The sequence below is a fragment of the Roseicyclus marinus genome (assembly GCF_036322625.1).
Classification (GTDB): domain Bacteria; phylum Pseudomonadota; class Alphaproteobacteria; order Rhodobacterales; family Rhodobacteraceae; genus Roseicyclus; species Roseicyclus marinus_A.
This window is the reverse complement of record NZ_AP027266.1, coordinates 2,863,510-2,888,413: the sequence shown is the minus strand read 5'-3', so window position 1 is coordinate 2,888,413 and position 24,904 is coordinate 2,863,510. Positions and strand designations below refer to the sequence as shown.

The window sequence follows — 24,904 nt, the reverse complement described above, 5'->3', positions numbered from 1 at the left end:
TCTTCTGCAAGGCTCCAAACCCCGCGGTTCTTCCGCGGGGTTTTTTTCTTGTCCCATCCGCAGGGGACCAAACATTTCCCGAGATGCGGCCGTTTCATTACGGGTGAAACAGCGCATGCGAGGATCAGACGATGCAGCGGGGCCAGATCGACCAGACCGAAGAAGACCTCCAGTTGCGGGCGGCGGGCTATGCCATCTTGATGGCCATGGCGGCGGTGGCCTTTGTCCTTGCCGCGGCCGTGATCGGGATCGTCCTGGCCTGAAGGCTCAAAGCCGGATCACGAAATCCTTGGTCGTAGTCTCGACCACATGCCAGGTGCCGGTAAAGCCGGGCCGGATCACCCATGCATCGCCTGCCACCAGCCGGATCGGCGCGCCGCCCTCGGGCGTCAGGACCGAGATGCCTTCGGTCAGGCGGAAATATTCCCATTCGTCATAGATCACGCGCCATGTGCCGGGCGTGGATTGCCAGACACCGCACCACAGGCCCGGCGCCTCGTCCGTCAGCCATGTGCGATGCTCGGGGTCTCCGTCGATCAGCCGCGCGGGATCGGGGCGCGAAATCTCGGGCGCACCTTGCGGTGTGACGGGGCGGACAAGGCTCATGGGACAGGGACCGGGGAAAAGGGGCGCCGCCCGGTTGGGGGCGGCGCCGGTTGGGTCACTGCGTCCAGCGGACGCCGGTCAGGTCATTGGCCTGCGTGGGTGAATTTTCCCACAGGCCCTCGATATTGGCATTGGCCACGCCCGTCTTGGCCAGCTGGAACAGGTAGCCGTTGACGTGATCCTCGGCGATGATCTGCTGCATTTCCGACAACAGGCTCGACCGCTGCCCCGGATCGGTGGTCCGCGCGAGCGTCTCGTTCAGCGCCACGAATTCCGGCCGCGCATACTGGAAATAGTAATCGGGCCGCGCGTAGATCCCGATATCCATCGGTTCGGTGTGGCTGACGATGGTCAGGTCGAAATCCCGGCCCCGGAACACGCGTTCCAGCCAATCGGCCCATTCCATGTTGGTGATCTCGGTCTCGATCCCGACCTCGCGCAACTGGGCGGCGATGATCTCTCCGCCGCGCCGCGCATAGGCCGGGGGCGGCAGGGCAAGGCGCAGCGTCAGCCCACCCGGTGCCGCCTCGGCCAGGATCGCGCGGGCGCGGTCCGGGTCATGGGGCGACAGCGCCAGCAGGTCGACGTAATCGGGATTGTGCGGCGCGAAATGCGTGCCGATGGGGGTGCCATAGCCGAACATCGCTCCGTCGATGATGTCTTGCCGGTTGATCGCATGGGCGATGGCCTGCCGGATTCGGATATCGTCAAGCGGCGCCGCGCCATTGTTCATGGCAAGGATCGTTTCGCCCTCGGTCGAGCCGACGATGACGGTAAAGCGCGGATCGGCCTCGAATTGTGCCAGCGTCTCGGTCGCGGGGAAATTCGGGAAGGCGTCGACATCGCCCGCCATCATCGCGGCAAAGGCGGCATTGGGATCGGTGATGAAGCGGAAGGTCGCCGCCGACAGCGCCACGGGCGTGCCCCAATAGGCGTCGTTGCGCACCAGTTCGACGCGGTCGCCCTGCACCCAGTTGGCAAAGCGGAACGGCCCGGTGCCGACCGGGTTGGTGGCGTTGGTCTCGGCGCTTTCGGGCGCGACGATCACCGCATCGCCCCATGCCATGTCGAAGGGAAAGGCCCCGTCCGGCCCGTCGAGCGTCACGACAACGGTCAGGTCATCCGCCGCTTCCACGCTGACGATATTGGCGAAAAGGCCGGGCTGGGCGTTGGTCGAGCCCTCGGCCCGCGCGCGGTCGAGGCTGAAGACCACATCCTCGGCCGTCATGGTGCTGCCGTCATGGAAGGTGACGCCTGCCCGCAGGGTGAAGGTATAGGTCGTCCCATCCTCGGACACGGTCCAGCTTTCGGCAAGGCCGGGGTTGACCGACCCGTCGGGTCCGAACCGCGTCAGCCCTTCGAAGACATTGGCATAGACCACCTCGTCGATGGCGGCCGCAGCCCCCGCGGTCGGATCGAGGTTCGGCGGCTCCAGCACCATGCCGATGGAGATATCGGTCTGCTGCGCCAGCGCGGCCCCGGCCCAAAGCGCCGAGATCGCCACGCCGCGGCGAAGATGGTGGATCATGAATCGTCTCTCCCTGATGGTATCCCGATGGTCATCATGACCCCGGCGCGGGAAAAAATCTCGTGAAAAAATTGATCCTTGGGATCAACCCCAGTGATCCGGCAGCACCAGCCCCAAACGCCTCAACCCCTCGCGCTGAGCCTCAACGAATGGCTCCAGCCGTTCGGCAAGGCCCGCGGGCAAGGGTCGTGGCGGCGACGGGTTCACGACACGAGACACGATATCGTCCGGCAGCGCCTGCGGGGTCAGTTCAAGGAAGGATTCGATATCCGCAACAAAGCCGCGTGGGTCGCTTGAGACCCGGTCGAAAAAGTCGATGCGCAAACATTCCTGGGGAAGACCTTCGCGCATGCGCATGATCGCGGCGACATAGTCGGTATGCTCGAGATAGTCGCCGTCCTTGATGTGGGTGAACAGCTCGTCCACCGAAAATTCGTCCAGAAGGTGGGACTTGCCCTGCATCTTGAGATGAAAGCGAACATGGCTCCAAAGCCGGTCGATGGGTTCGCGCAGCGTATAGATGACCCGTAACTTGCGGGTCCTTGCGTGGATATCTCGCCATGTTTCAGCGGGTAGAAGCGCGTTGAGGTTCGAAAAGTCAGCAATCCAGCGCGCGGAATCCTTGTGCAGGAAAAGCCCGTTGAACCACGCGTCGTCGATAGGGTTCGCAAGCCAGTTCGCCGTCCAGCGCACGCGACGCTGAAGAACCCGCGCATGCGAGATTTCCGGGTCAAAGGCGAGATAGCCTTTTGCCCGTCGCATCCGTGCGCGGTCCGACAACAACCCGGGACGCAAAGCTTGCGCGTAGAAGAAGTGGATTTCTTTTTCGTGGCTGAAATGCACTTCGGGGTGTCGGTTCAGCACGTCATAGAGCCATGTCGTGCCCGCCTTCATCGCCCCTACGCCAAGCAGAAGGTGGTCAAATACCGGTTCTGTCATACCAATTACCAAACCATTGCCGATCGAGCTTATGCGCAGCGCGATCTGAAGTGGATGTCGCATCTGTAAGTGGCATGCGCAAGCCGATCCCGTCGCTGCCCTACAGTCGCAACGTCACAAAAGGGTAACGGAGCCGCCCGAATCGCGGTAAGGCCGGGGTGAGGCGAGGAAGACAATGTCACGGGGGACAGATGAGCGTGCCGAATTCCGATGATATCCTTGACCTTGCGCCCGATGCCGTGCCCGGGTTCATCCAGCACCATGCCGGAAAGAAGACCCTGAGCCGCATGGTCAAACGGCTGAATGCCGATCTTCTGGGCGGCGATGCGGTTGCCCGCGACCGGGCCGAACAGGCGCTCGATCGGCTGGGCCTTCTGATCCGCGACTGAGCGCTCAGCGCGCGGAAAGCGGCAACAGCAGTTCGCCCAGCGTCAGTGCCATGACCTTGGCGCTGTCCATCATGTCGGCCACCCCCACCCATTCATCGGGCTGATGCGCCAGGTCGAGGATGCCCGGCCCATAGGCGATGCAATTCTTCAGCCGCCCGATTCGGTCGATGTGTTTCTGGTCGTAAGTGCCCGGCGACACGACGAAATCCGCCTGACGGTGCAAGACGCGCTCGATGGCGGCGGCGACCGTCGTGACCACGGGTGCGTCGCGGTCGGTCATGGTCGGCTGCACCTCGAACAGGTCGCGGATCTCGTAGGCGAAACCGGGACGGCGGGCGCGGATGCGCTCCATCATCGCGGTGATCTCGGATTTCACCTCGGCGATATCCTCCTCGATCAGGAAGCGCCGGTCGATGGTGATGCGGCAGCGGTCGGGCACGCAAGGCGCGGGCAGGCCGGTATAATCTTCGTCCTGCACGGGTTCGCCGCCGTGGATCGCGTTGATGTTGAGCGTGGATTGGCGTGCGCCTTCGGGGACGACGGGCATGGCGGTGCGTTTGCCCGCAAGGAGGGGGAAAAGCGTCTCCTCCATCTCGGCCAGGACCGCGCCCATGTGGCGGACGGCGCAATCGCCCAGAAAGGGCATGGACCCATGGGCGATCCGGCCTTGCGTCTCGATCTCGGCCCACCAGACGCCGCGATGGCCAAGGCAGATGCGATCCTTGTTCAAAGGTTCGGGGATGATCACGTGCTGGACGCGGGCGGGGTCGAAATACCCCTGTTCGGCCAGATAGGCGACGCCGCCGTAACCGCCTGATTCCTCGTCCGCCGTGGCGCTGATCTCGATCGCGCCCGAAAAATCGGGATGGGTCGCGACAAAGGCTTCGGCGGCGATGATGCTGGCGGCAAGTCCGCCCTTCATGTCGCAAGCCCCGCGCCCGTAGATGCGGCCGTCGGAGAGTTCGCCGCCGAAAGGATCGCGGGTCCAGCCGTGGCCTGCTTCGACCACGTCATGGTGGCTGTTGAAATGGACGCAATCGCCCGAGCTCGCGCCCTCGCGCCGGGCGACGAGGTTCCAGCGCGGGTGCCGGTCGCTGTCGGCGGGCGCGCCGTGGGCGCGGATGAGCTCGACGGAAAAGCCTGATTTCTCAAGGCGTTCACGCAGGAATTCACAGATTTCGCGGTAGTTCAGGCCGGGCGGGTTCAGGGTGGGGATACGGATCAACCCTTGCGTCAGCGCGACCAGTTCGGTCTCGCGCGCCTCGATTGCCTGCATCAATGCCGTGTCATCCATGGCGCCAGACTGCGCCGGGCGCGGCGTCTCTGCAAGCCCTGCCATTTTCCGACTTTATCGCCTATATCGGAGGGGAAGCGATGGTTGCGGGGCGGTGCGGATGATCCTTGGTCTTGGGCGTATGTTGTTGGTTATGCTGGTTCTTTTGACCGTGGTCTATGTCAGCCTGTTTCTCTACTGGCGCGCCGGGGTGCGGATGCGGCTGGAAGAGGATTGGGTGATGGAAGGCCGGCCGGGTGACCGGGACGACTGGATCGCCGAGCGTCTCGCGCCCGTGGCGCGGCGCATCCGCACATGGTTGATTTTCTTCGTTTATGTTCTGCCCGTGGGCGGTTTGAGCCTGTATGTTTACCTGACGAATTGAGGAGGAGGGCGAAAGTTGCGCTGGCCCCGGATCATCTTCATCGCCTGTATCGCCCTGATTTTCGGGGCTTTTCTCCATTACACCCTGCCGCAGCGCGATATCGTGCGGATCGTGAGCGTGGAATCACGCCTGACCGAGGTCGGCGGGTTGAACGGTTTTTTCTTCGCGCAGCGCGACAGCGGGACGGCGCAGGCCACGGCCATGCGAGATTTGCGTTTGATTTCAACGATCAGGCCGGATGGACGACCGCTGGTGTACCGCAATGAAGATACCGGAGTTCTTTGGCCGCCCTATTTCAAGTTCGACAGCGAGGATCTGCAGGCGGAGGCGTCGAACCTGACCTCGACCGAGTCTGCGCCGCAATGGGTGGCGATCACGCATTACGGATGGCGGTCGAACCTGATCTCGATCTACCCCAATGCGATCTCGATCCGCCCGGTCGCGGGGCCGGATGTTGCGTTGTTCCCCTGGCTCAACATCATCATCTTGATCGGGCTGGTCATTCTGGCGCTTGTGGCCTGGCGCATCTGGGAACGGTTCGAGGATCGGGTGATCGATCCGATCCGGGACCGGATGGCGGTGCAATGGGCCAAGATCAAGGATCGCGCCGCCGGACGCGGGTAGGGCGCAAGGTGTTACCGAAGGGTTAAGTTTTCGGGCTCGTTCTGGACGGATCGTTAACGGGGCCGGGCCCCGTTAACCCATCTTCAACACCTGTGCCGTCACGCGCCGTAGGGGACCCAGATCGTGCGCACCTCGGTCGCCTGGTCGAGGAAGACGCGTCCCTCGGCCTCGGGTCCCGACCAATCGGGCGCGGCAGTGTTCACCCAGGTCCGTTTCAGGTTCCCGGCGGAGGCCGCTTCGAGCCGCGCCGCGTCGATGCCGCCCGCGAAACTCCAGAGTGCGTCGACATCGGCATGGGTGGCGAGTGTCTGGCCAAGCTCCTGCGGAGCGCCGGTCACGATGTTGACGACGCCGCCCGGCACGTCCGAGGTGTCGAGCACCTGGTAGAGATCGGTTGCGGCGAGCGGATAGGCGGCGGAGGGCACGAGGATCACGCGGTTGCCCATGGCGATGGCGGGCGCGATGAGCGAGACCGCACCCAGAAGCGGCGCGTCATCGGGGGCGAGCGCGCCGATCACGCCCAAGGGTTCGCGCATGGCCATGGCAACGCCCCGGATCGGAACATTGGCGATGCGACCATCCATCTTGTCGGCCCATGCGCCGTAGCTGAACAGCCGTTCGATCGCGGTCTCCACCTCCGCCCTGGCGCGGGCGGGTTGGCAGGCGGTCAGATCGCCGAGGCGCGTGGCGAATTCGCCGGCGCGGGCCGAGAGGTTTTCGGCGATGTAGTAGAGCACCTGCGCGCGGTTGTGACCGCTTGCCTTGGCCCAGGCGCCCGCGCCGCGCGCGGCCTCGACCGCGTTGCGGATATCCTTGCGGTTGCCGATGCCGACATGGCCCAGAAGCGCGCCGCGCCTGGACCAGATCGGGGTCGAATAGCCGCCATCGGGCCGGGCCTGTTTGCCGCCGATATAGAGCTTGGCGGTGCGGTCGAGGCCCGGGGCCTCGGGCGCTGCGGCGGGGGCGGGGATGGGGGCGATCGGTTTGATCGGGCGGGTTTTGGCGGTGGGTTTGAGATAGACGGCCAAGCCTTCCCAGCCGCCCTCACGCCCGAAGCCCGATTCGCGCAGGCCGCCGAAGGGGGCGGCGGCGTCGAAGAGGTTGGTTGCATTCACCCAGACGACCCCGGCGGCCAGTTTCGGCGCGATGTCGAGGGCGAGGTTGAGGTTCTCGGTCCAGAGCGTCGCGGCCAGCCCGTAGCGGGTGTTGTTGGCGATCTCGACCGCCTCTGAGGGCGTGCGGAAGGTGGTGGAGACGAGGACGGGGCCAAAGATCTCTTCCTGCATCAGGGGAGAGGCGGGGGAGAGGCCGGTGATGAGCGTGGGCGCGTAGAAACAGCCCTGATCGGGCAGGGCGATAGGGGCGCGGTAGGTGTCGCCATCGGTGTTGGCATCGACCATGGCGCTGATCGCCTGATGCTGGACGGGATCGACCAGCGCGCCGATGTCGATGCATTTGTCGAGCGGATCGCCCAGGCGCAGTTTCGCCATGCGGGCCTTGAGGCGGGTGTGGAGATCCTCGGCGATGCCTTCTTGCACAAGAAGGCGGGAGCCGGCGCAGCAGACCTGGCCCTGGTTGAACCAGATGGCATCGACCAGCCCCTCGATGGCGCTGTCGATATCGGCATCCTCGAAGATGATGTAGGGGGATTTTCCACCCAGTTCCAAGGTCAGGGATTTGCCCATGCCCGCGGTCTGTTCGCGGATGCGGCGGCCCACGGCGGTCGAGCCGGTGAAGGCGATTTTCGCCGTGCCGGGATGGGTCACGATCGCCTCGCCCGTGCTTCCGTCGCCGGTGACGATATTGACGACGCCCTTGGGCAATCCGGCCTCCCGGCAGATATGGGCGAAGAGGAGGGCCGTGAGGGAGGTGTATTCGGCGGGTTTGAGAACCACGGTGTTCCCGGCGGCAAGCGCGGGCGCGATTTTCCACGCCAGCATCAGGAGCGGGAAGTTCCACGGGATGACTTGCCCGCAGACGCCGATGGGGGCGTGACCGGGCAGTTCGGCGTCGCGGAGCTGGGCGAGGCCTGCGTGGTGGTAGAAATGGCGCTGGGCGAGGGGGATGTCGATATCGCGCGCCTCCCGGATCGGTTTGCCGTTGTCGAGGGTTTCGAGGACGGCGAAGAGGCGGGCGTGTTTCTGGAGCAGGCGGGCCAGCGCGTAAAGGTGTTTGGCGCGGGCATGGCAGGAGAGGCGGGACCATTTGGGGAAGGCTTTGGTGGCGGCCGCTACGGAGGCATCCACGTCCTCGGCCGTGCCTTGGGTGATCTGCGCCAGTTCCGCGCCCGTGGCGGGGTTTTTCGTGGCGAAGGTCTCGCCCGGCGCTGTGAAGGAGCCGTCGATGAAATGGCCGAAGGCGGGGCCATGGGTGGCGATCCAGGCCAAAGCCTCGGCCGCGCTTTCGGGGGCGGGGCCGTAATCCATCGTTTCGAAGATGTCGCGGGTGGTCATCTGCTTGCTCTTTCCTTGCCGCGTGGCCGGAAACCTCGAGGTTTCCGGCCCGAAAAACCCGGGTTTTTCGGGCCGTTTTCCGCGAGGAAAACGGCTCCCTGTTTCATGCCATCGGATGCCGCCAGCCCGCCGAATAGGCGCCGGTGACATGGTGTTCGAGTTGCCGTTCGATATCGCCCAGAAGCGAGGAGGCCCCGAAGCGGAAAAGATCGGGGCGCAGCCAATCGTCGCCCAGTTCCTCTTTCATGAGGGAGAGGTAGACCAGCGCATCCTTGGCCTTGGAAATGCCGCCTGCGGGTTTGTAGCCGACCTTGTGGCCTGTGGCCTGTTCATAGGCGCGGATCGCGCGGATCATGGTGAGGGAAACGGGCAGCGTGGCGTTGACGCTTTCCTTGCCGGTCGAGGTCTTGATGAAATCGGCCCCCGCCATCATGCAGACAAGCGACGCGCGGGCCACGTTTTTCAGCGTGCCAAGCTCGCCCGTGGCGAGGATCGCCTTGACATGCGCCTCGCCGCAGGCGGCGCGGAAGTCGCGCATCTCGTCATAGAGCGCCTGCCAGTTGCCGGTCAGGACATGGCGGCGGGAGATGACGATGTCGATCTCGGCGGCCCCCGCCTTGACGCTTTCCTCGATCTCTTTGACGCGGAGATGGTAGGGAGAGAGGCCCGCCGGAAAGCCGGTCGAGACGGCGGCGACGGGAATGCCGGTGCCCGCGAGCGCCGCGACGGCTGCCGGCACCATCTCGTGGTAGACGCAGACGGCGCCCGTGGTGAGGGGCGGCAGGCCAAGCGCGTCGAGCAGATCGGGGCGCACGGGTTGGCGGGCCTTGGCACACAGACGCCGGACGCGGCCGGGCGTATCGTCGCCCGCAAGCGTCGTCAGGTCGATGAGCGTGATGGCGCGCGCCAGCCAGGCGGCCTGGTGGTCTTTCTTGACGGTGCGGCGGCCGGGCAGGGTGGCCGCGCGGCGTTCGATGGCCGAGGTATTGGCCTGCACGCGGGCGATCCAGTCGAGGTCGAGCGCCATCCCGGGATTGCGGGGGCGGTGCAGCTGCGGCAGGTGATCCTGCCCTGTGTCGTGCAGGGGTTTCATGGCGGTGTCGGGGATCGGGGACATGGGCGGAGCGTGTCACGCAGGCCCCGTCTTGGCAAGCGGTGACCCTGCGGCGCATCGGGGCGTGACAGGCCCTGCGGCAGGGGCTAACAGGGCGGCGATTGCAAAGGGGGGATGCCCATGCCGTTCGACCGTTCCATCAAGATCGCGCCGTCGATCCTGTCCGCCGATTTCGCGAATTTCGGGGCGGAGATCCGCGCCATCGAGGCCGAGGGCGCCGATTGGGTGCATGTGGATGTGATGGACGGGCATTTCGTGCCGAACCTGACATTCGGCCCGATGGCGGTGAAGGCGTTCCGGCCGCATGTCACGACGGTGATGGATGTGCACCTGATGATCGCGCCGGTCGATCCCTATATCGACGCCTATGCCGAGGCGGGGGCGGATGTGCTGACCGCGCATGTGGAGGCGGGGCCGCATATCCACCGCACGCTGCAGGCGATCCGGGGCGCGGGGATGAAGGCGGGCGTGGCCCTGAACCCCGGCACGCCGGCGGACGCGGTGGCGCATCTGCTGGACCTGGCGGACCTGGTTTGCGTGATGACGGTGAACCCCGGTTTCGGCGGGCAGAAATTCATCGACATGACGGGCAAGGTGCGCCGTCTGCGCGAGATGATCGGGGACCGCCCGGTCCATATCGAGATCGACGGCGGGGTGGATGTGACCACCGCGCCGCTGGTCGCTGCGGCGGGGGCGGATGTGCTGGTCGCGGGCTCGGCGGTGTTCCGGGGCGGATCGGTCGAGCGCCCGGAGGTCTATGGCGCGAACATCCGCGCGATCCGGGCGGCGGCGGGCGTCTGAGCGACGCTTGCCCGGCGTAACGGCTTGGGGCAAGCGGCGCGACGTGAGTTTTTTGGCCAAGATGAAGGGGCGGCGTGGCGCTTTGCGCGGCGCTCGGCGGGATATGGGCCGGGTGGCCGGTCTATCGCTGTCCGGGGTAGGAGCCCTGGTCGGTGCGCGCCAAGAGTTCGTTCAGCGCCGAGAGTTCTGTCTGGCCCTTGCGCCGGGCCGTGGCGAGGTGATCGGCGATCGCGCTTTGGGGAATGTGGAGCATCCGGGCCCGGTGGCGGGCGGCCGAAAGGGCGGAGGAGCCGGGATCGGCGACCTGGTCGAGCGGTTTGCCAGCGAGGCGCGAGGCGGCCCGGCGCAGCCCGGCCGAGAGGCTGGCGGCGGTGGAGAGGGTCGTCGAGATGGGGTTGGCAGGCATCGGGAAACCCGTGAAGTCGTGGCGTCTGGATGCCTTGATCCTGAAAGCGGAATGTGGCGGTTTGCGGGCGGAAGCGTGACGCTCTGTCGAAAATCGCCCCGGACATGGACGAAGAAACGCCCCGCGCCGGTCGGGGCCGGGGCGGGGCGCGGGCAACGCCGGGGGTGAGGCCCGGCGTATCGGGCGGGGCCGGGATGCGATCAGGCCCGGATCAGGCTCGGGTCAGGCCCGGGTCAGGCCCGGGTCAGGCGGGCGTGGGACCTGCGGCCAGAACATCCTCGAGCGTGCGCAGGCCGGTGCGGGGGGCCTGCACGAGAACCGCCATGTTGCCGGGTTTGTGTTCGTTGCGGAGCATTTTCATATGGGCGACGGGCAGTTCATCCCAGGGAAAGACCTCGGACATGCAGGGGTCGAGGCGGCGGTCGAGCATCAGCTTGTTGGCCGCTGCCGCCTGTTTGAGATGGGCGAAATGGCTGCCCTGGAGCCGTTTCTGGTGGGACCACATGTGGCGCACGTCGAAGGTGCAATTGTAACCGCTCGTGCCCGCGCAGATCACGACCATGCCGCCGCGTTTCACGACGAAGGTGGAGACGGGGAATGTCGCCTCGCCGGGGTGCTCGAAGACCATGTCGACATTCACACCCTTGCCGGTGATGTCCCAGATCGCCTTGCCGAAGCGGCGCACTTCGGCGAACCAATCCTTGTATTCGTCGGTGCCGACCTCGGGCAGGCGGCCCCAGCAGTTGAAATCACGCCGGTTGATCACGCCCTTGGCACCGAGGTCCATGACGAACTGGCGCTTGTCCTCGTCCGAGATGACGCCGATGGCGTTGGCGCCTGCGGTGTTGATGAGCTGGATCGCGAAGGAGCCAAGACCGCCCGAGGCGCCCCAGACGAGCACGTTCTGCCCGGGCTTCAGGTCATGGGGTTCATGGCCGAAGAGCATCCGGTAGGCGGTGGCAAGCGTGAGCGTGTAGCAGGCCGATTCCTCCCAGGTCAGGTGCTTGGGGCGCGGCATGAGCTGTTGGGACTGGACGCGGGTGAACTGGGCGAAGCTGCCATCCGCCGTTTCGTAGCCCCAGATGCGCTGGGAGGGGGAGAGCATCGGGTCGCCGCCGTTGCATTCCTCGTCGTCGCCATCGTCCTGGTTGCAATGGATCACGACCTCGTCGCCGACTTTCCAGCGCGTGACCTTGTCGCCCACGGCCCAGACGATGCCCGCGGCATCCGAGCCGATGATCGCATAAGGGGCCTTGTGCTGGTTGAAGACGGAAGCGGGTTTGCCCAAGCAGGCCCAGACGCCGTTGTAATTGACGCCTGCGGCCATCACGAGGACGAGCACGTCGTTGCTGTCGAGTTTGGGGGTATCGACCACCTCGATCTTGAGCGCCTCGGTCGGATCGCCGTGGCGTTCCTGGCGCAGGATCCAGCCATACATCTGGGCCGGAACATGGCCGAGGGGGGGGATTTCGCCCATCTCGTAGAGGTCTTTGCGGGGCGCATCATAGCTGGCGATCGCTTGGGTCGCGTCGAGGGCCATCGTCATGTTCTCCGTATCCCTTGTCGATGCCGCAATGCGGAATCAATCTTGCTGCTGCTGCGAGGGTTACATAGGCCCGCGCAACAAAGCAAATGGGAAAACGCGGATTATTGAAATATTATGTCGCAGCCGCGTGCCGGGATGCGGCGGGTGCATCGTGGTCGCGGTCCCGGTCCTCGTCCAGGAGATGCGCGACGGAAGCGGCATAGAAGGCCAGCAGGTCCGTGGCCTGTCCGGTCTCGGAGAGGGTCAACTGGTCGCCGGTGCGGCGCAGGATGCGCCGTTCGATGAGTGCGCGCAGGCCGGATTCGATCGTGTAGCCGATGTCGTCGCGGGGGATGTGGACGGTCACGCCCCGCGCCTTGGCCGCATCGATCCGGCGACGCAGGAGTGCGTCAAGCGCCACGACGCTGCGCACCCCGTCCTGCAGCGCATGGGCGACGAGGGGCACGGGCGTGACGGGCATCACGGTCGCGATGCGGCCCATCAGCTCGGCCCCGAGATCGGCGGCGGCATCGGGGCGCGGGGTCTGGAGGAACTCCGAGAGGCTGAGGGGTTCGCCGAAGCTGACGGCGGCATAGCCGTAGCGGTGGTAGCGCCCGGTGATCCGGTTCCAGAGTTGCCGCCGCAGGTAGCGCCAGATCGGCCGGAGCGAGAAACGGAAGCGGCGCGCGCCCGAGACATGGGCGTCGATCAGGGTCTTGTCCTCCATCACGCGGTCGTAGTTGAGCGCGACGGGGACGAAGACGACATCGCGGGACCGGCCGGGGCGGAAACCTTCGAGGATGTAGGAAAAGAGGCCGAGCTTGGGGCGGGAGAGGTAGCCCGTGCGGCTGAGGCCGCCCTCGGGGAAGACGGCCTGGGTGACGCCCGCCTCGGTCGCCATCTGGACATAGCGGGCCAGCACCTTGCGGTAGAGGGCGTTGTTGTGGCGGCGGCGGATGAAATAGCCGCCCATGGCGCGCACGAGCTGGCGCATCGGCCAGACGCGCGCCCATTCGCCCACCGCATAGGCGAGCGCCGAGCGTTCCGCCACGAGCCATGTGACCAGCACGTAATCCATGTTGGAGCGGTGGTTCATCACGAAGACGACGGTGGCATCGGCCGGGATCGCCTCGAGCGCGGGATCGTTGGCATGGACGAGCCGCACCCGGTAGAGCGATTGCGACAGGATGCGGGCGGCGCGGATGGCGAAGCCGAAATAGGTGAAGGCGGAAAAGCCCGGCACGATTTCACGGGCGTAGCGTTCGGCCTTTTGGAAGGCCACGTCTGCGCGGAGGTTGTTGGCCTGGGCGTGCTCGGCGATGGCGCGGGCGACCTCGGGATCGTAGATCAGGCGGCGGATCGTATCCATCCGGCGGGCGAGCTTGAAGGGCTGGATCGGGCGCTTGAGGCGCTTGTTCAGCTCGTCCACGGCGCGTTCGAGGCGGCGGCGCAGGAACCAGCGCACCGAGGGAAACAGGAAATGCGAGGCGAAGGTGACGCCCGCAAAGAGCAGGATCAGCACGAAGAGCCAGATCGGCAGGGTGACGGAACCAGTCATGACGCGGCAGGTTCGCAGGTTTGGCGGGCGCGGGCAACGGGCGAGCATGTCGCGTGTCGCACATGGGTCCCGATGCGGCGTCGCGGCGAAATCGCTGCGGTGCCGCAAATGCGATGCTGGCGGCCAATGCGGCGCGCGGGGGTCATGGCATGCTGAACGTAATTTCCGGGGTCTGGGCGCTTTTGGTCGGCATCGTCCTGATCATGCTGGGCAATGGCATGCATTTCACGCTGATTGGCCTGCGCGGCGGGATCGAGGGGTTTTCGGCGGCCGAGCTGGCCGTCGTGACCTCGGGCTATTTCGTGGGCTTCTTGTCGGGGGCGCGGATGACACCCGCCTTGATCCAGCGGGTGGGGCATGTGCGGGTCTTCGCGGCGCTGGGCAGTTTCATGTCGGCGGGGTTGATCGCCTATACGCTGGTGGCGGAACCCTGGGCCTGGACGATCCTGCGCATCTTGTTGGGGTTTTGCATGTCGGGGATCTATGTGACGGCGGAAAGCTGGCTTAACAATGCCTCGACCAACGAGACGCGGGGCAAGGTCCTGTCGGCCTACATGATCGCGCAGACGCTGGGGATCATCTGCGCGCAGGGCTTGCTGACGCTGGGGGATGCGGCGGGGGCGGGGTTGTTCATCGGGGCCTCGATCCTGGTGTCGGTGTCTTTCGCGCCGATCCTGTTGTCGGTCGCGCCCGCGCCCGCGGTGGAGGTGGCGCGGCCCATGTCGCTTTGGGCGCTCTTTCGCGGCTCGCCGCTGGGCACGGTGGGGATTTTCCTGTTGGGCGGGGTCTATGCCACGCAATCGGGGATGGCGGCGGTCTTTGGCAGCCAGATCGGCATGAGCGCATCGGAGATCGCGTTCTTCGTGGCGATGCTCTTTGCGGGTGCGCTGGTGTTCCAATACCCCATCGGCTGGCTGTCGGACCGGTTCGACCGGCGCAGGGTGATCATGGGCACGGCGGCGATGGGGGCCATGGCCTGCGGCGCGGGCTGGGTTGCGGTCGGCGATGTGCCGGGGCTGGAGGCCTTGGGCCTGTGGCCGCTGATGGGCGCGGCGTTGCTGGCGGGGGGGATGACCACGCCGCTTTACGCGCTGCTCTTGGCCTATACCAACGATTACCTGCCGAACGAGGACATGGCGGCGGCGTCGGGGGGATTGATCTTCATCTCCGGGCTGGGCGCGATCCTGGGGCCCTTGGTCGTGGGGTGGGCGATGCAGACGGGCGGGCCCGAGGCGTTCTGGCTGGTGCTGGGGGCGAGTTTCGCGGCGATGGCCGTCTATGCGGCCTACCGGATGACCCGGCGCCAGAGCAGCGTCACGGCGGAGGAGACGGAGAGCTACCTGGGCGTTTTGCCCACGGCCTCGGTCGTGGCTGTGGAGGCGGCGGGTGTCTGGGCCGCCGAACAGGCAGAGGCCGAGCGGGCGGAGGCCGAGGCCGAGACGGAATTGCGCGGCGCGGCCTGAGCGCTCAGAGCGTCATGTGCCGCGCGCGCGCCCCGCGTTCGATGGCCGCCGCGTGCAGCCGGTCGATCTCGAGGGCGTGGCGGATTTCCTCGAGAAAGCGCAATTCGGGCTGGGTCAGCGCGCCATCGGCGGCGGCGACATCGCAGGCGATGGCATAGGCGGTTTCGAACAGCCGCTCGGGCAGCGCGTCACGCACGAGGCCGAAGAGGGCATCGAGCCCGTCCTCTTCCTCGAAAAGCTCGAAGACGGTCTTGGCCACTTCGCGCATCCGGTCGGCGTCATAGGCGGCGAAGACCGGCAGGTGGTTCACGATCTGCTCGATCTTGATCAGTTCGGCGGTGCGGATCGCCTCGTCGGCGACGGATACGGCCACCATGACGGCGACAAGGGCGTCTTCGGCGCTGATGATGTCGGACATGGGGACACTCCTGTGGTTCGGAGGGGTATTTATTGACGCCGCCCCATCGGCACAATAGGGCGGGGGCGCGCGGGCGATGGGGCCCGGCGCAGAATGGGACCGACAGACGATGACAACGCTCCGCGACGCCGCGATGACCTCCAAGGCCTGGCCTTTCGAAGAGGCGCGGGCGGTGTTGAAACGTTACGAAAAAGCGCCCCCCGAAAAGGGTTATGTCCTGTTCGAGACGGGCTATGGTCCGTCGGGTCTGCCCCATATCGGGACCTTCGGCGAAGTTTTGCGCACGACGATGATCCGCCGCGCCTTCGAGGCGATTTCGGACATCCCGACGCGGCTGATCTGTTTCTCGGACGACATGGACGGGATGCGCAAGGTGCCGGGCAACGTGCCCAACCAGGACATGCTGCGCGAGCATCTGCAAAAGCCGCTGACGCGCGTGCCCGACCCGTTCGGGGAATTCGAAAGCTTTGGCCATCACAACAACGCGATGCTGCGGCGGTTCCTCGATACCTTCGGGTTCGAATACGAATTCTATTCGGCGACCGAATTCTACGCCTCCGGCGCCTTCGACGAGATCCTGTTGCGCGCCTGCGAGCGGTATGACGCGCTGATGAAGGTGATGCTCAAATCCCTGCGCGAGGAGCGTCAGCAGACCTATTCGATTTTCCTGCCGATCCATCCCGAAACGGGCCGGGTTCTGTACGTGCCGATCAAGCATGTCGACGCCAAGGAGGGCACGGTCACCTTTGACGATGAGACGGGCCGCGAATGGACGGTGCCGGTGACGGGCGGTCAGTGCAAGTTGCAGTGGAAGCCCGATTTCGGTGCGCGCTGGGCGGCGCTGGGCGTCGATTTCGAGATGTATGGCAAGGACCATTCGACCAATACGCCGATCTATGACGCGATCTGCGAGATCCTGGGCGCGCCCGCGCCGGAACATTTCACCTATGAATTGTTCCTGGACGAGACGGGCCAGAAGATTTCCAAGTCCAGCGGCAACGGCATCTCGATCGATGAATGGCTGAGCTATGCCTCGACCGAGAGCCTGTCCTATTTCATGTATCTCAAGCCCAAGACGGCCAAGCGGCTGTATTTCGACGTGATCCCCAAGGCGGTGGACGAATACCACCAGCAACTGGCGGCCTATGCGGGGCAGACGCTGGAACAGCAGCTGGCCAACCCCGTGCATCACATCCACAACGGCAATGTGCCGAAAAGCACGATGGTGGTGCCCTTTGCGATGCTGCTCAACCTCGTGTCGGTGTCGGGCGCCGAGGAGAAGGAGAAGCTTTGGGGTTTCATCCGCCGTTACGCGCCCGAGGCGAGCCCCGAGGGCAACCCCGATCTGGACCAGGCGGCGGGCTTTGCCATCCGCTATTACGCCGATTTCGTGAAGCCCACGCGGGTGTTCCGCCTGCCGACCGAGCAGGAAGCCGCCGCCATGGCCGAATTGTCGGCCTGTCTGGGCGACGAGGGCAAGGCGCGCGAGGTTCTGGCGCGCAAGGCGGCGCTGGAGGGCAAGGAGGCGGTGGAGCCGGTCGTCGATTGGCAGGATGACGAATTCCTGCAATCCATCGTCTTTGCCATCGGCAAGCTGCACGGGTTCGAGCCGCTGCGTGATTGGTTCGGCGCGCTTTACGAGGTGCTTTTGGGCGCAAGCCAGGGGCCGCGGTTCGGCGGGTTCATCGCGCTTTATGGCATCGAGGAAAGCCGCGCGTTGATCGCCAAGGGCTTGGCGGGCGAATTGGCCGCGTGAGTTTGGGTGGGCGATTGCGCCCACCATTTGCAGGCGGCTGGACCGTGGTGGGCGGGATCGCCCACCCTACGTGAAACCTTGGGCGGGCGGGCTACGTATCTTCGGGACAACACCTGCCCGGAGGCCCAGATGCTGCGCAATATCCTTGCCGCCCTTGTCCTGACCATGGCCAGCCTGAGCGCGAGTGCGCAGGAGGTTCTGGCCCCCGATCCCGGCATCGAGGCGGTGATCGCGGGCCAGTTCGACGCCTTCCGCGCGGGCGAGGTGGACGAGGCCTGGACCTATGCCAGCCCCAATATCCAGCGGCTTTTCGGAAACGTCGAGAATTTCGCGCGCATGGTCGAACAGGGCTATCCGATGGTCTGGCAGCCCGGCCGGGTGGATTTCATCGACCTGCAGAGTTTCGGCGGATTGCTGGTGCAGCGGGTGCAGGTGATCGATGCGCAGGGGCGCGTGCATTACCTGGGCTACCAGATGGTCGAGACGGAGGGCGGCTGGCGCATCAACGGGGTGCAGGTCCTGCCCGCGCCGGATGTTTCGGCCTGAGGGGGCGCGGGCCTTAACGCGGTCTTAACCCCTCCGCCTTAGACCTGTGTCCCGGTTCCGATCGCTGCGGTCGGGGCAATCTTGCATCGTTTCACAACCGAGCTGGCCGTCAGGGGCGCAGTTCGGTGTTCCCTGTCCGGCCCGACATGAGCGCGCCGGGGCACCGCCCGCGCGGAAAGGGGACAGGACATGAACCAGGTGATCACGGACGGGCTTGTGCTGATGCCGCCGCCCTTTGCCAATGGGCTGGGCGTCTGGTCGCGGCAGGACGGGCGGCCGGGCAGCGACACCTGGGCATCGGCGGCCAATGCGGCGCTGGTAGCCGCCGATGCCGATTTCGGCAGTTGCCTGGAGATCGTGAAGACGGAGGCGACGACGCGGCTGCGCCACATGGGTCAGACGCCGATCCGGCCGGGTCTCTACCTGCGGGTTTCGGCGCGGGTGAAGGTGCTGTCGGGCAATTTGCCCTCGGTCCGGATCGCGGCCTGGGCGGGCAATGCGGCCTCCCAGAACCTGACGGGGGTGGTGCAGGCCGGGCCGAGCACGGCGTTGACCGCTTATGGCGCGGTCATCACGGTGTCGGCGATCATCGGGACAGGCACGCGCACGGGCGTCGACATGCCCTGGGGCCCGGCGGCCAGTTTCGCCCATGTGGGTCTGGACCTGACAGGGGCGAATGGCGGGCAGGTCCGGATCGACGACATCGTGGTCGAGGATGTCACGGGCGTGTTCCTGCGCAAGCTGATGGATTGGGTCGATGTGCGCGATTACGGTGCGCAGGGCGACGGACAAAGCGATGACCGCGCGGCCTTTGTCGCCGCCGATGCGGCAGCGGCCGGGCGGGAGATCCTGGTGCCGGCGGGCGATTACCTGATCGGGTCGAGCCTGACGCTGAACAGCCCGGCGCGGTTCGAGGGGCGGCTGGTGATGCCCGATGGCGCGCGGCTGTCGCTCAACCGGAATTTCGACCTGAAGGGCTATGCGGAAGCCATGGGCGACGATGTGCTGGGTCTGAAGAAGGGCATCCAGCAATTGTTCAACCAATCCGACCATGAGGGGTTCGACCTGTGCGGGCGGCGGGTGCTGCTGGACGAGCCGCTCGACGTGCAGGCCATCGTGGGCAACCGCAACACCTATGCCAACCGGCGGGTGCTGCGGAACGGGCAGCTGGCCGCCGCACCGGGGGCGGGATGGGCCGACGCGGTGGTGACGCGGACGGGCACCTGGAGCGCGTCGGATGCGCGCCGGATCACCGGCCTGTCGAATGTCGCCGATATCCCGGTGGGGGCGCTGGTCACGGCGGGCCAGGGCGTGGGGCGGGAGGTCTACGTGACCTCAAAGGATGTGGCGGGGGGGCGCGTGACGCTGTCGGCCCCGTTCTACGGCGCGCCGGTGACGCAGACCTACACCTTCCGCCGGTTCAAGTATCTGCTCGATTTCTCGGGCTGGCTGAACCTGCAACGCTTTGTCGTGTCCGATATCGAGTTTCTGTGCGCGGGCACCTGTTCGGGGATCAACCTGCCGCGCGACGGGCTGGTGTTCCAGATCCAGGATTGTTTCTTTACCGGTCCCAAGGATCGCGGCATCACCTCGACCGGGGAAGGGTGCCAGGGGATGCAGATCGACCGCTGCCAGTTCCTGTCGAACGAGCAGGACCTGAACGCGCCGCAGCGCAAGAGCATCGCGTTCAACACCAATTCCTCGGACATCAAGGTGCGCGACAACCGCGTGAACAAGTTCCGGCATTTCGGGGTCGTGGGAGGCACCGGAAACATCTTTTCGGGCAACCATTTCTTTCAGGGCGACGGGGTGACGGACGGGCCGCGCACGGCGGGGCTGATCCTGACGGACAACAACACCAAGACGACCTTCGAGGGGAATTACGTCGACAATTGCTACATCGAATGGACCAACGAGCGTGATCCGACCCCGGCCTTTACCGGTGGGTTCAGCTTTCACGGGCTGTCGCTGGACGGGAACATCTTTTTCTCGACCGAAAGCGCGCCGTGGATGAATTTCATCACGATCAAGCCCTATGGGCCGGGGCATTTCATCAACGGGCTGACGGTGACCGACAACCTGTTCAAGAAGACAGGGGGCGCGCAGCTCGCCGCGGTCGAGGGGGTGGACAGCTCTTTCGCGGGGCTGGATCTGAACCGGACGGCGGATCTGGTCTTCGAGGGCAACACCTATACCGGCATCGTGAAGCGGACCGAGAACCCGGTGACGCTGCGCCATACCGAGGGGAGTGCGAGCAGTGTCTGGAACGTGGATTTCACGCCCTTCACCCCCTTTGGCGCGCCGGTGCGCTCGGCCACATCGTTCCTGGCCGAGGGACCGCTGCGCAGTGCGTTCAACGTGATCGTTTACCTGACGCCCTATGCCGAACCGGGGCAGGGGGCGGGGGGGCGCACACTGCGTTTGCGCTGGCAACAGGACGTGCGCGGCACGGCGCAGGTAACGGCGCGCTGCGATCTGTAAGGGCGCGTGGCGCGGGATCGGTCCGGCCCCCTGCGGGGGTCGGGCTTTTCTTTGGTGGCGGGGCAAGATAGCTCGGGTCCATGACCCTTTTGCCCGTCGAGAACGTTCAGGATTATCCCCGCCCGCCCCGGTTGGAGCGGGTGGCGCAACCGCTGCGCGTGGTCTTTGCCGGGGTGCCGGTCGCCGAGGCCGAGGCGGGGACAGCGTGGCGGGTTCTCGAAACCCATCATGCGCCGACCTATTACCTGCCGCCCCAGGCGGTTCTGGGCGCGGCATTGGTGCCTGTGGCGCGCGAGACATTTTGCGAATGGAAGGGGCGGGCGGTCTATTTCGACCTGGTCCTGAACGGGCGGCGGTCGCGGAACGCGGCCTGGTCCTATCCGGCGCCAACCCACAGGTTCGAGGCGATCAAGGATCATCTGGCCTTTTACGCCACTTCGGTCGATGCGGCCTATGTGGGCGATATCAAGGTCATGCCCCAGCCCGGCGATTTCTACGGCGGCTGGGTCACGCCCAACCTGACGGGCCGGATCAAGGGCGCGATGGGCACGCTGCACTGGTAGGGGTCATTGTGCCAGATCCGCAGGCGTCAGGCGGTAGGCCTTGCCAAAGCCGCCGTTGAGATGGGCGGCGAGGGGCGCGAAGCGGTAAAGCCCGAAATCCCCGAAATCGTAGTAGAGCGTCGCCTTGGGATAGAGCGACAGGTAATGCGCCTTGAGCGCTGTCTTGTCGGCGGGTTCGGCGCGCGCCTGAAGCGTGAGGCGGGGATGGGTGAGCGGATCGCCCTTTTCCCCCGGTTCCCCGATCAGGAGCGAACAGCGCGGATCGGCGGCAAGGGCGGAGGTGTGGGCCGAGAGCGTCGAGATCAGCGTGAGCGGCACGCCGTCGGGACCCGGCACAAGCGCGATGCGCGTGACCATGGGCGCGCCGGAGTCGGGGTCGAGGACGGCAAGGGCGGCAAAGCGGGCATGGGCGATCAGGTCGCGGGCGAGCGTCCGTGCTTCGGCATCGGTGGGGCGGATCGGGTCGGCGGGGCGCGCGGTCGGGTCGGTCATGGGGCAGATCTAGGGCGATCCTAGAAATTGTGCCAGAGGCCCGCCCCGATCCCCCATGTTTCGATGCCCCATGTCTGGTTTTCCCATGTCCGGCGCCCCCATGTGTGGGTCCGCCCAAGCTGAAGGCGCGCGCCGATCTGCAGCGTGGTCCGGTCGGTCAGCGCATAGGCCAGACCCGGCATCAGGCTGTGGCTTGTGTCGGCATCCGGCCATTCCTCGACCTTGGCCTGCAACAGGACGCGCCATCGGTCGGTGAGCGACAGGCCGATGGTCCCCTCGACCGCCCAGATGAGGTCGGAGCTGTTGGTGTCGTAAAGCCCCGTGGCGTCGATCGTGACCCAGCCGCCATGATGGCTGCGGCCCGGCCAAAGGGGCAGGTCGCCCCCGCCAAAGCCGCGCCCGATGGACAGGCCCAGCCGGGCAAGCTGCCGGTCGGGGCGGCCCGGTTCGATCCGTTGGCCCGCGCCGGCATCGAGGGCGAATTGCCATGTCGCATCGGGGGGCGTGAGCGTGTAGCGCAGGAAGATCACGCCATCCTCGGCCGTTTCGCTATGGCCGAACTGCGCGCCAAGCGTCAGCCGGTGGCCCAGCCCGTATTCGCCATAAAGCCCCGCGTAGCTGTCGAATTGCATATCCCCCGTGATCAGGCCCGTGGTCGGGCTGTCGGAGGTGATGGAAAAGGCCAGGAACCCCTCACCCGCCTGTCGCGCCCATGGACCGGCAAGGCCCGGAGCCGTCCACGACAGGATCCAGAGCGGCAGGCAGGCACAGAACGTGGCGAGGCGGCAACGCATGGTGGCATTCTTTGCGTGGCATGGTTAACAAACCGCTAACCACCTTGCGCCCGCCCGGCGGCGCGGGCAGCTTGCGGTTTCGCCACGACCAAGGGGGGATTGTCATGGCCCTGGTTCCGCCGCTTTCAGAAGAGGCGATGGACGCCGATCTCTGCGCCCATGTCCAGTTCTTCAAGGGGCCGCTTGGGGTGATCCCGAATTCGGTTCGCACCATGGCCCATCGCGCGCCCATCGCGCGGGCCTTTACCGATCTGAACGTGGCGGTGATGACCGATTACGGATCGGGCGTGACGCCGGAATTCAAGCGGCTGATCGGCTATGTCTCGAGCTTTGCCTCGGGGTGCCTGTATTGCCAGGCGCATATGATCCTGGCCTCGGAACGGTTCAACGCGAGCGAGGCACGGTTGAACGATGTCTTCGATTTCGAGGCGAGCGCGGCCTTTACCGATGCGGAAAAGGCGGCGCTGGCCTTTGCACAGGCGGCGACGCTGGTGCCCAACGCAGTGACGCCCGAGGTGGGCGCGCGGTTAAAGGCGCATTGGGACGAGGGGCAGATCGTCGAGATCATGGGGGTGGTGGCGCTCTTTGGCTACCTGAACCGTTGGAACGATTCGATGGGATCGGCGCTGGAGGATCTGCCGCTATCCAAGGGCGAGGCGCGGCTGGCAGGGGCCACCGGCTGGAGCGTGGGCAAGCACCGATGAGCGACCTGGCAGGACCTGTGCGCGAGGCGCTTCGGGAACGGGGCGAGCCGATTTCCCGGCTGGGGTATTTCTGTGCGCCGTTCCGGCCCGCAGGGGGACCGCTCAGGGACAAGGTGATCAAGACCTATCGCGGCGGGCGCGACCCCGAGTTGCTGGAACAGCTGGCGCGGCGGCACACGGCCTATGTCGAGGTTCTGACTTGGGCGGGGGTGCGCCTGCCCGAGACGCGGTTCCTGATCCTGAACGAGGCGGGCTATCTGCAACCGGTGATCGTGCAAGATGCACTGGACGAGGCGCTGTTGATGCGGCCCCAGATCGAGGCTGCCGACCTGCCGGGCGCGCTGGCGCTTTTGGAAAGTGCCGCGGCCAGCATCGCGGACTTCTGGGCGCGGGTGGCGCAACGGCCCGAGCGGATCGGCTATCACCCCTCGATCCGCAATTTCGCCCATGACGCCGAGGGGCCGATCTTTTTCGACACATTCCCGCCGCTGATCGGCTATTCGCGCGAGGATATGGGGCGGCTGTTGCTGCGCTTTTCCGAGGCAGGTCTGGTGCGCAGCATGGGTGCTGTCATGCCCGAGCGCATCCGCGCCATCCAGGACGAATGGTATTCGCCCGCGGGCACCATCGTGGGGCTGATCGGCAGCGCGGTGCGGCTCCGCCCCGAGGATGGGGCGGCGATCCTGGCCTGGGCGCGGGAATTCGCCGCGAACCGGCTGGAGCCGGGTCTGGGCGCCGAGGTTCTGGCCGAGCTGGACCGGCCGCCGCGCCTGCCCGCCTTCTGGACCGGGATGCGGCGGCTGCTGGGGCTTGAGGGCAAGCCGAATGTCTGAGGCCGCCCGGCCCGACAGGCAGCCCGGCATGAAGGTCGTGCTGGTCGCCCCCGAAATCCCCGGCAATACGGGCACGATCGGGCGGACCTGCGTGGCGCTGGACCTCGAGCTGATCCTGATCCGGCCTTACGGCTTCGACATTTCCGACAAATCGGTGCGCCGCGCGGGGCTGGATTACTGGAAACATGTGCGGCTGTCGGAATACGACGATTGGGGCGCATTCCTGGCCGCGCGCGCGCCCGGGCGCGAGCAGCTGTTCTTTTTCGAGGACGACGGGACGGGCGGCACGGTCTATGACCCGGTCTATCCCGCCGATGCCTACCTGGTCTTTGGCCGCGAGACCAAGGGATTGCCACCCGAGATCCTGGACGGGATGGCGGATCGCTGTTTTCGTCTGCCGATGCGGAGCCCGCATATCCGGTCGCTCAACCTCGCCAATGCGGCGACGGCGGTGATCTACCAGGCGATGCGCGACCATCTTGCCTGATTTTATTCCAATTTTTTCCGGGTTTTGAACCGATCCGCGCCCTGTTTCCGCCTTATGTCTCGGGTCTTGTGGGCGGGATGGAAACCTCCTCAGGGGAGTTGGAACGATGCCTGATCCAGTCAGCAGCATGTGGGCCCAGGGTTTGGTGCCGACGGATAGCCCCTTGGAGCGGGACATCCGCAAGAATGCCACCGCGCGTGGTCACATAGTCGGAGATCTTCAGATGCGCATTTCAGATTTTGCCGAGTCGGATTCGGGCGCGGTCACGGTGGATTGGGTCGTCCTGACCGGGAGCCTTGTGGGTCTGGGGATTGCCACGGCCGGTGTGGTGTCGGGCGGGGTGGAGAGCCTGTCGTCCAGCATCAGCGACACCTTGTCGAACATCGACGTATCCTCGGTCGCCGCTTTCGAGCCGGAACCGGGATGGGGCGAATTGTCGATGTTCGTTTTCTCCGATCAGGCCGGGGCGGATGCGCATATGCTGTTCGTGCTGGAATACAGCTACGGCAACGACGTTCAGGCCATGTATGACGATGTCGTGGCCAATCTGGACGCGGCCATCCAGTCCAATGATCTGGACGCTGCGCATTACGAGGTCGACCGGTTGGGGTATCTCGTCCATCACGCCTCCACCAACAACATCACGCTGACCGGCGACAACCAGCCCAGCTATGCCCAGATGCATGCGCGCGTGCTGGCCATGTCGCAGTAACGATCCCCGCGATCCGGGCCTGCGCCACCCCCGCGCCATTGGCAGGACGGGGGT

Annotated in this window: 26 protein-coding genes; 14 read left to right on the top strand and 12 right to left on the bottom strand. The window is 65.7% G+C overall.

Annotation, left to right across the window (positions count from 1 at the left end; translation table 11 throughout):
* Nucleotides 1–131: 131 nt before the first annotated feature.
* Nucleotides 132–263, top strand: coding sequence for a hypothetical protein (locus tag AABA51_RS13915; protein WP_338272572.1), 132 nt, complete (start codon nucleotides 132–134; stop codon nucleotides 261–263).
* 4 nt (nucleotides 264–267) lie between these two features.
* Here the strand turns inward: AABA51_RS13915 and AABA51_RS13910 are convergent, their stop codons facing one another.
* The 3 genes from AABA51_RS13910 to AABA51_RS13900 form a co-directional block, all read right to left on the bottom strand.
* Nucleotides 268–606, bottom strand: coding sequence for a cupin domain-containing protein (locus AABA51_RS13910; protein WP_338272571.1), 339 nt, complete (start codon nucleotides 604–606; stop codon nucleotides 268–270).
* 55 nt (nucleotides 607–661) lie between these two features.
* Nucleotides 662–2,134, bottom strand: a complete 1,473-nt coding sequence (locus tag AABA51_RS13905) for an ABC transporter substrate-binding protein (protein WP_338272570.1) — start codon at nucleotides 2,132–2,134, stop codon at nucleotides 662–664.
* 84 nt (nucleotides 2,135–2,218) lie between these two features.
* Nucleotides 2,219–3,136, bottom strand: a complete 918-nt coding sequence (locus tag AABA51_RS13900) for a sulfotransferase (protein WP_338272568.1) — start codon at nucleotides 3,134–3,136, stop codon at nucleotides 2,219–2,221.
* A 128-nt stretch (nucleotides 3,137–3,264) separates the two neighbouring features.
* Here AABA51_RS13900 and AABA51_RS13895 point away from each other — a divergent pair, with 128 nt between their 5' ends.
* On the top strand, nucleotides 3,265–3,462 hold the full coding sequence (locus AABA51_RS13895; RefSeq protein ID WP_338272567.1) for a hypothetical protein: 198 nt from the start codon (nucleotides 3,265–3,267) through the stop codon (nucleotides 3,460–3,462).
* Nucleotides 3,463–3,466: 4 nt separating this feature from the next.
* On the opposite strand, the gene AABA51_RS13890 is transcribed toward AABA51_RS13895, so the two are convergent.
* A complete protein-coding gene (locus AABA51_RS13890; RefSeq protein WP_338272566.1) occupies nucleotides 3,467–4,756 on the bottom strand; it encodes an acetylornithine deacetylase/succinyl-diaminopimelate desuccinylase family protein in 1,290 nt (429 codons plus the stop codon).
* Between the two features lie 121 nt (nucleotides 4,757–4,877).
* Between AABA51_RS13890 and AABA51_RS13885 the strand changes: the two genes are divergently transcribed.
* On the top strand, nucleotides 4,878–5,120 hold the full coding sequence (locus tag AABA51_RS13885) for a hypothetical protein (protein WP_338272565.1): 243 nt from the start codon (nucleotides 4,878–4,880) through the stop codon (nucleotides 5,118–5,120).
* A 15-nt stretch (nucleotides 5,121–5,135) separates the two neighbouring features.
* The gene (locus AABA51_RS13880; RefSeq protein ID WP_338272564.1) at nucleotides 5,136–5,744 is read left to right on the top strand and encodes a DUF1523 family protein; all 609 of its coding nucleotides are present in this window, start codon (nucleotides 5,136–5,138) and stop codon (nucleotides 5,742–5,744) included.
* A 98-nt stretch (nucleotides 5,745–5,842) separates the two neighbouring features.
* On the opposite strand, the gene AABA51_RS13875 is transcribed toward AABA51_RS13880, so the two are convergent.
* Nucleotides 5,843–8,197: an aldehyde dehydrogenase family protein gene (locus tag AABA51_RS13875; protein ID WP_338272563.1), complete on the bottom strand. Its 2,355-nt coding sequence runs from the start codon at nucleotides 8,195–8,197 to the stop codon at nucleotides 5,843–5,845.
* Between the two features lie 103 nt (nucleotides 8,198–8,300).
* A complete protein-coding gene (deoC, locus tag AABA51_RS13870; RefSeq protein ID WP_425328814.1) occupies nucleotides 8,301–9,314 on the bottom strand; it encodes a deoxyribose-phosphate aldolase in 1,014 nt (337 codons plus the stop codon).
* A gap of 117 nt (nucleotides 9,315–9,431) precedes the next feature.
* Here deoC and rpe point away from each other — a divergent pair, with 117 nt between their 5' ends.
* Nucleotides 9,432–10,112: a ribulose-phosphate 3-epimerase gene (rpe, locus tag AABA51_RS13865; RefSeq protein ID WP_338272562.1), complete on the top strand. Its 681-nt coding sequence runs from the start codon at nucleotides 9,432–9,434 to the stop codon at nucleotides 10,110–10,112.
* Nucleotides 10,113–10,233: 121 nt separating this feature from the next.
* Here the strand turns inward: rpe and AABA51_RS13860 are convergent, their stop codons facing one another.
* The 3 genes from AABA51_RS13860 to AABA51_RS13850 all read right to left on the bottom strand — a co-directional run bounded on the left by AABA51_RS13860 (nucleotide 10,234) and on the right by AABA51_RS13850 (nucleotide 13,601).
* The gene (locus AABA51_RS13860) at nucleotides 10,234–10,518 is read right to left on the bottom strand and encodes a hypothetical protein (protein WP_338272561.1); all 285 of its coding nucleotides are present in this window, start codon (nucleotides 10,516–10,518) and stop codon (nucleotides 10,234–10,236) included.
* A 244-nt stretch (nucleotides 10,519–10,762) separates the two neighbouring features.
* Nucleotides 10,763–12,058, bottom strand: coding sequence for a crotonyl-CoA carboxylase/reductase (gene ccrA, locus AABA51_RS13855; RefSeq protein WP_338276609.1), 1,296 nt, complete (start codon nucleotides 12,056–12,058; stop codon nucleotides 10,763–10,765).
* A 118-nt stretch (nucleotides 12,059–12,176) separates the two neighbouring features.
* Entirely contained in the window at nucleotides 12,177–13,601 is a 1,425-nt protein-coding gene (locus tag AABA51_RS13850) for a 1-acyl-sn-glycerol-3-phosphate acyltransferase (protein WP_338272560.1), read from the bottom strand.
* A 149-nt stretch (nucleotides 13,602–13,750) separates the two neighbouring features.
* On the opposite strand from AABA51_RS13850, the gene AABA51_RS13845 reads away from it, so the two are divergent.
* Entirely contained in the window at nucleotides 13,751–15,064 is a 1,314-nt protein-coding gene (locus tag AABA51_RS13845; RefSeq protein WP_338272559.1) for an MFS transporter, read from the top strand.
* Nucleotides 15,065–15,068: 4 nt separating this feature from the next.
* Here the strand turns inward: AABA51_RS13845 and AABA51_RS13840 are convergent, their stop codons facing one another.
* On the bottom strand, nucleotides 15,069–15,482 hold the full coding sequence (locus tag AABA51_RS13840; RefSeq protein WP_338272558.1) for a tellurite resistance TerB family protein: 414 nt from the start codon (nucleotides 15,480–15,482) through the stop codon (nucleotides 15,069–15,071).
* A 109-nt stretch (nucleotides 15,483–15,591) separates the two neighbouring features.
* Between AABA51_RS13840 and AABA51_RS13835 the strand changes: the two genes are divergently transcribed.
* From AABA51_RS13835 to AABA51_RS13820, 4 genes are all read left to right on the top strand, one after another.
* The gene (locus tag AABA51_RS13835) at nucleotides 15,592–17,238 is read left to right on the top strand and encodes a lysine--tRNA ligase (protein ID WP_338272557.1); all 1,647 of its coding nucleotides are present in this window, start codon (nucleotides 15,592–15,594) and stop codon (nucleotides 17,236–17,238) included.
* A 129-nt stretch (nucleotides 17,239–17,367) separates the two neighbouring features.
* On the top strand, nucleotides 17,368–17,784 hold the full coding sequence (locus AABA51_RS13830; RefSeq protein ID WP_338272555.1) for a DUF4864 domain-containing protein: 417 nt from the start codon (nucleotides 17,368–17,370) through the stop codon (nucleotides 17,782–17,784).
* 189 nt (nucleotides 17,785–17,973) lie between these two features.
* Nucleotides 17,974–20,265 carry a right-handed parallel beta-helix repeat-containing protein gene (locus AABA51_RS13825; protein ID WP_338272553.1) on the top strand — a complete coding sequence of 764 codons (2,292 nt, stop codon included), beginning with the start codon at nucleotides 17,974–17,976 and terminating at the stop codon, nucleotides 20,263–20,265.
* A gap of 80 nt (nucleotides 20,266–20,345) precedes the next feature.
* On the top strand, nucleotides 20,346–20,828 hold the full coding sequence (locus AABA51_RS13820) for a DUF427 domain-containing protein (RefSeq protein ID WP_338272552.1): 483 nt from the start codon (nucleotides 20,346–20,348) through the stop codon (nucleotides 20,826–20,828).
* Between the two features lie 3 nt (nucleotides 20,829–20,831).
* Here AABA51_RS13820 and AABA51_RS13815 read toward each other — a convergent pair whose 3' ends face one another.
* A complete protein-coding gene (locus tag AABA51_RS13815) occupies nucleotides 20,832–21,320 on the bottom strand; it encodes a HugZ family protein (RefSeq protein ID WP_338272550.1) in 489 nt (162 codons plus the stop codon).
* Nucleotides 21,321–21,340: 20 nt separating this feature from the next.
* Complete coding sequence (locus tag AABA51_RS13810; RefSeq protein WP_338272548.1) at nucleotides 21,341–22,114, bottom strand: hypothetical protein; 774 nt, start codon at nucleotides 22,112–22,114, stop codon at nucleotides 21,341–21,343.
* 104 nt (nucleotides 22,115–22,218) lie between these two features.
* On the opposite strand from AABA51_RS13810, the gene AABA51_RS13805 reads away from it, so the two are divergent.
* The 4 genes from AABA51_RS13805 to AABA51_RS13790 all read left to right on the top strand — a co-directional run bounded on the left by AABA51_RS13805 (nucleotide 22,219) and on the right by AABA51_RS13790 (nucleotide 24,850).
* Nucleotides 22,219–22,818, top strand: a complete 600-nt coding sequence (locus AABA51_RS13805; RefSeq protein WP_338272546.1) for a carboxymuconolactone decarboxylase family protein — start codon at nucleotides 22,219–22,221, stop codon at nucleotides 22,816–22,818.
* Nucleotides 22,815–23,651 (top strand): DUF6206 family protein, encoded by an 837-nt coding sequence (locus tag AABA51_RS13800; RefSeq protein ID WP_338272545.1) that lies wholly within the window; start codon nucleotides 22,815–22,817, stop codon nucleotides 23,649–23,651. The genes AABA51_RS13805 and AABA51_RS13800 overlap by 4 nt, the downstream gene beginning before the upstream one ends.
* The gene (locus tag AABA51_RS13795) at nucleotides 23,644–24,138 is read left to right on the top strand and encodes a tRNA (cytidine(34)-2'-O)-methyltransferase (protein ID WP_338272543.1); all 495 of its coding nucleotides are present in this window, start codon (nucleotides 23,644–23,646) and stop codon (nucleotides 24,136–24,138) included. Before AABA51_RS13800 ends, AABA51_RS13795 begins: the two co-directional genes overlap by 8 nt.
* A 223-nt stretch (nucleotides 24,139–24,361) precedes the next feature.
* Nucleotides 24,362–24,850 (top strand): hypothetical protein, encoded by a 489-nt coding sequence (locus tag AABA51_RS13790; protein WP_338272542.1) that lies wholly within the window; start codon nucleotides 24,362–24,364, stop codon nucleotides 24,848–24,850.
* The last annotated feature ends 54 nt before the right edge of the window (nucleotides 24,851–24,904 follow it).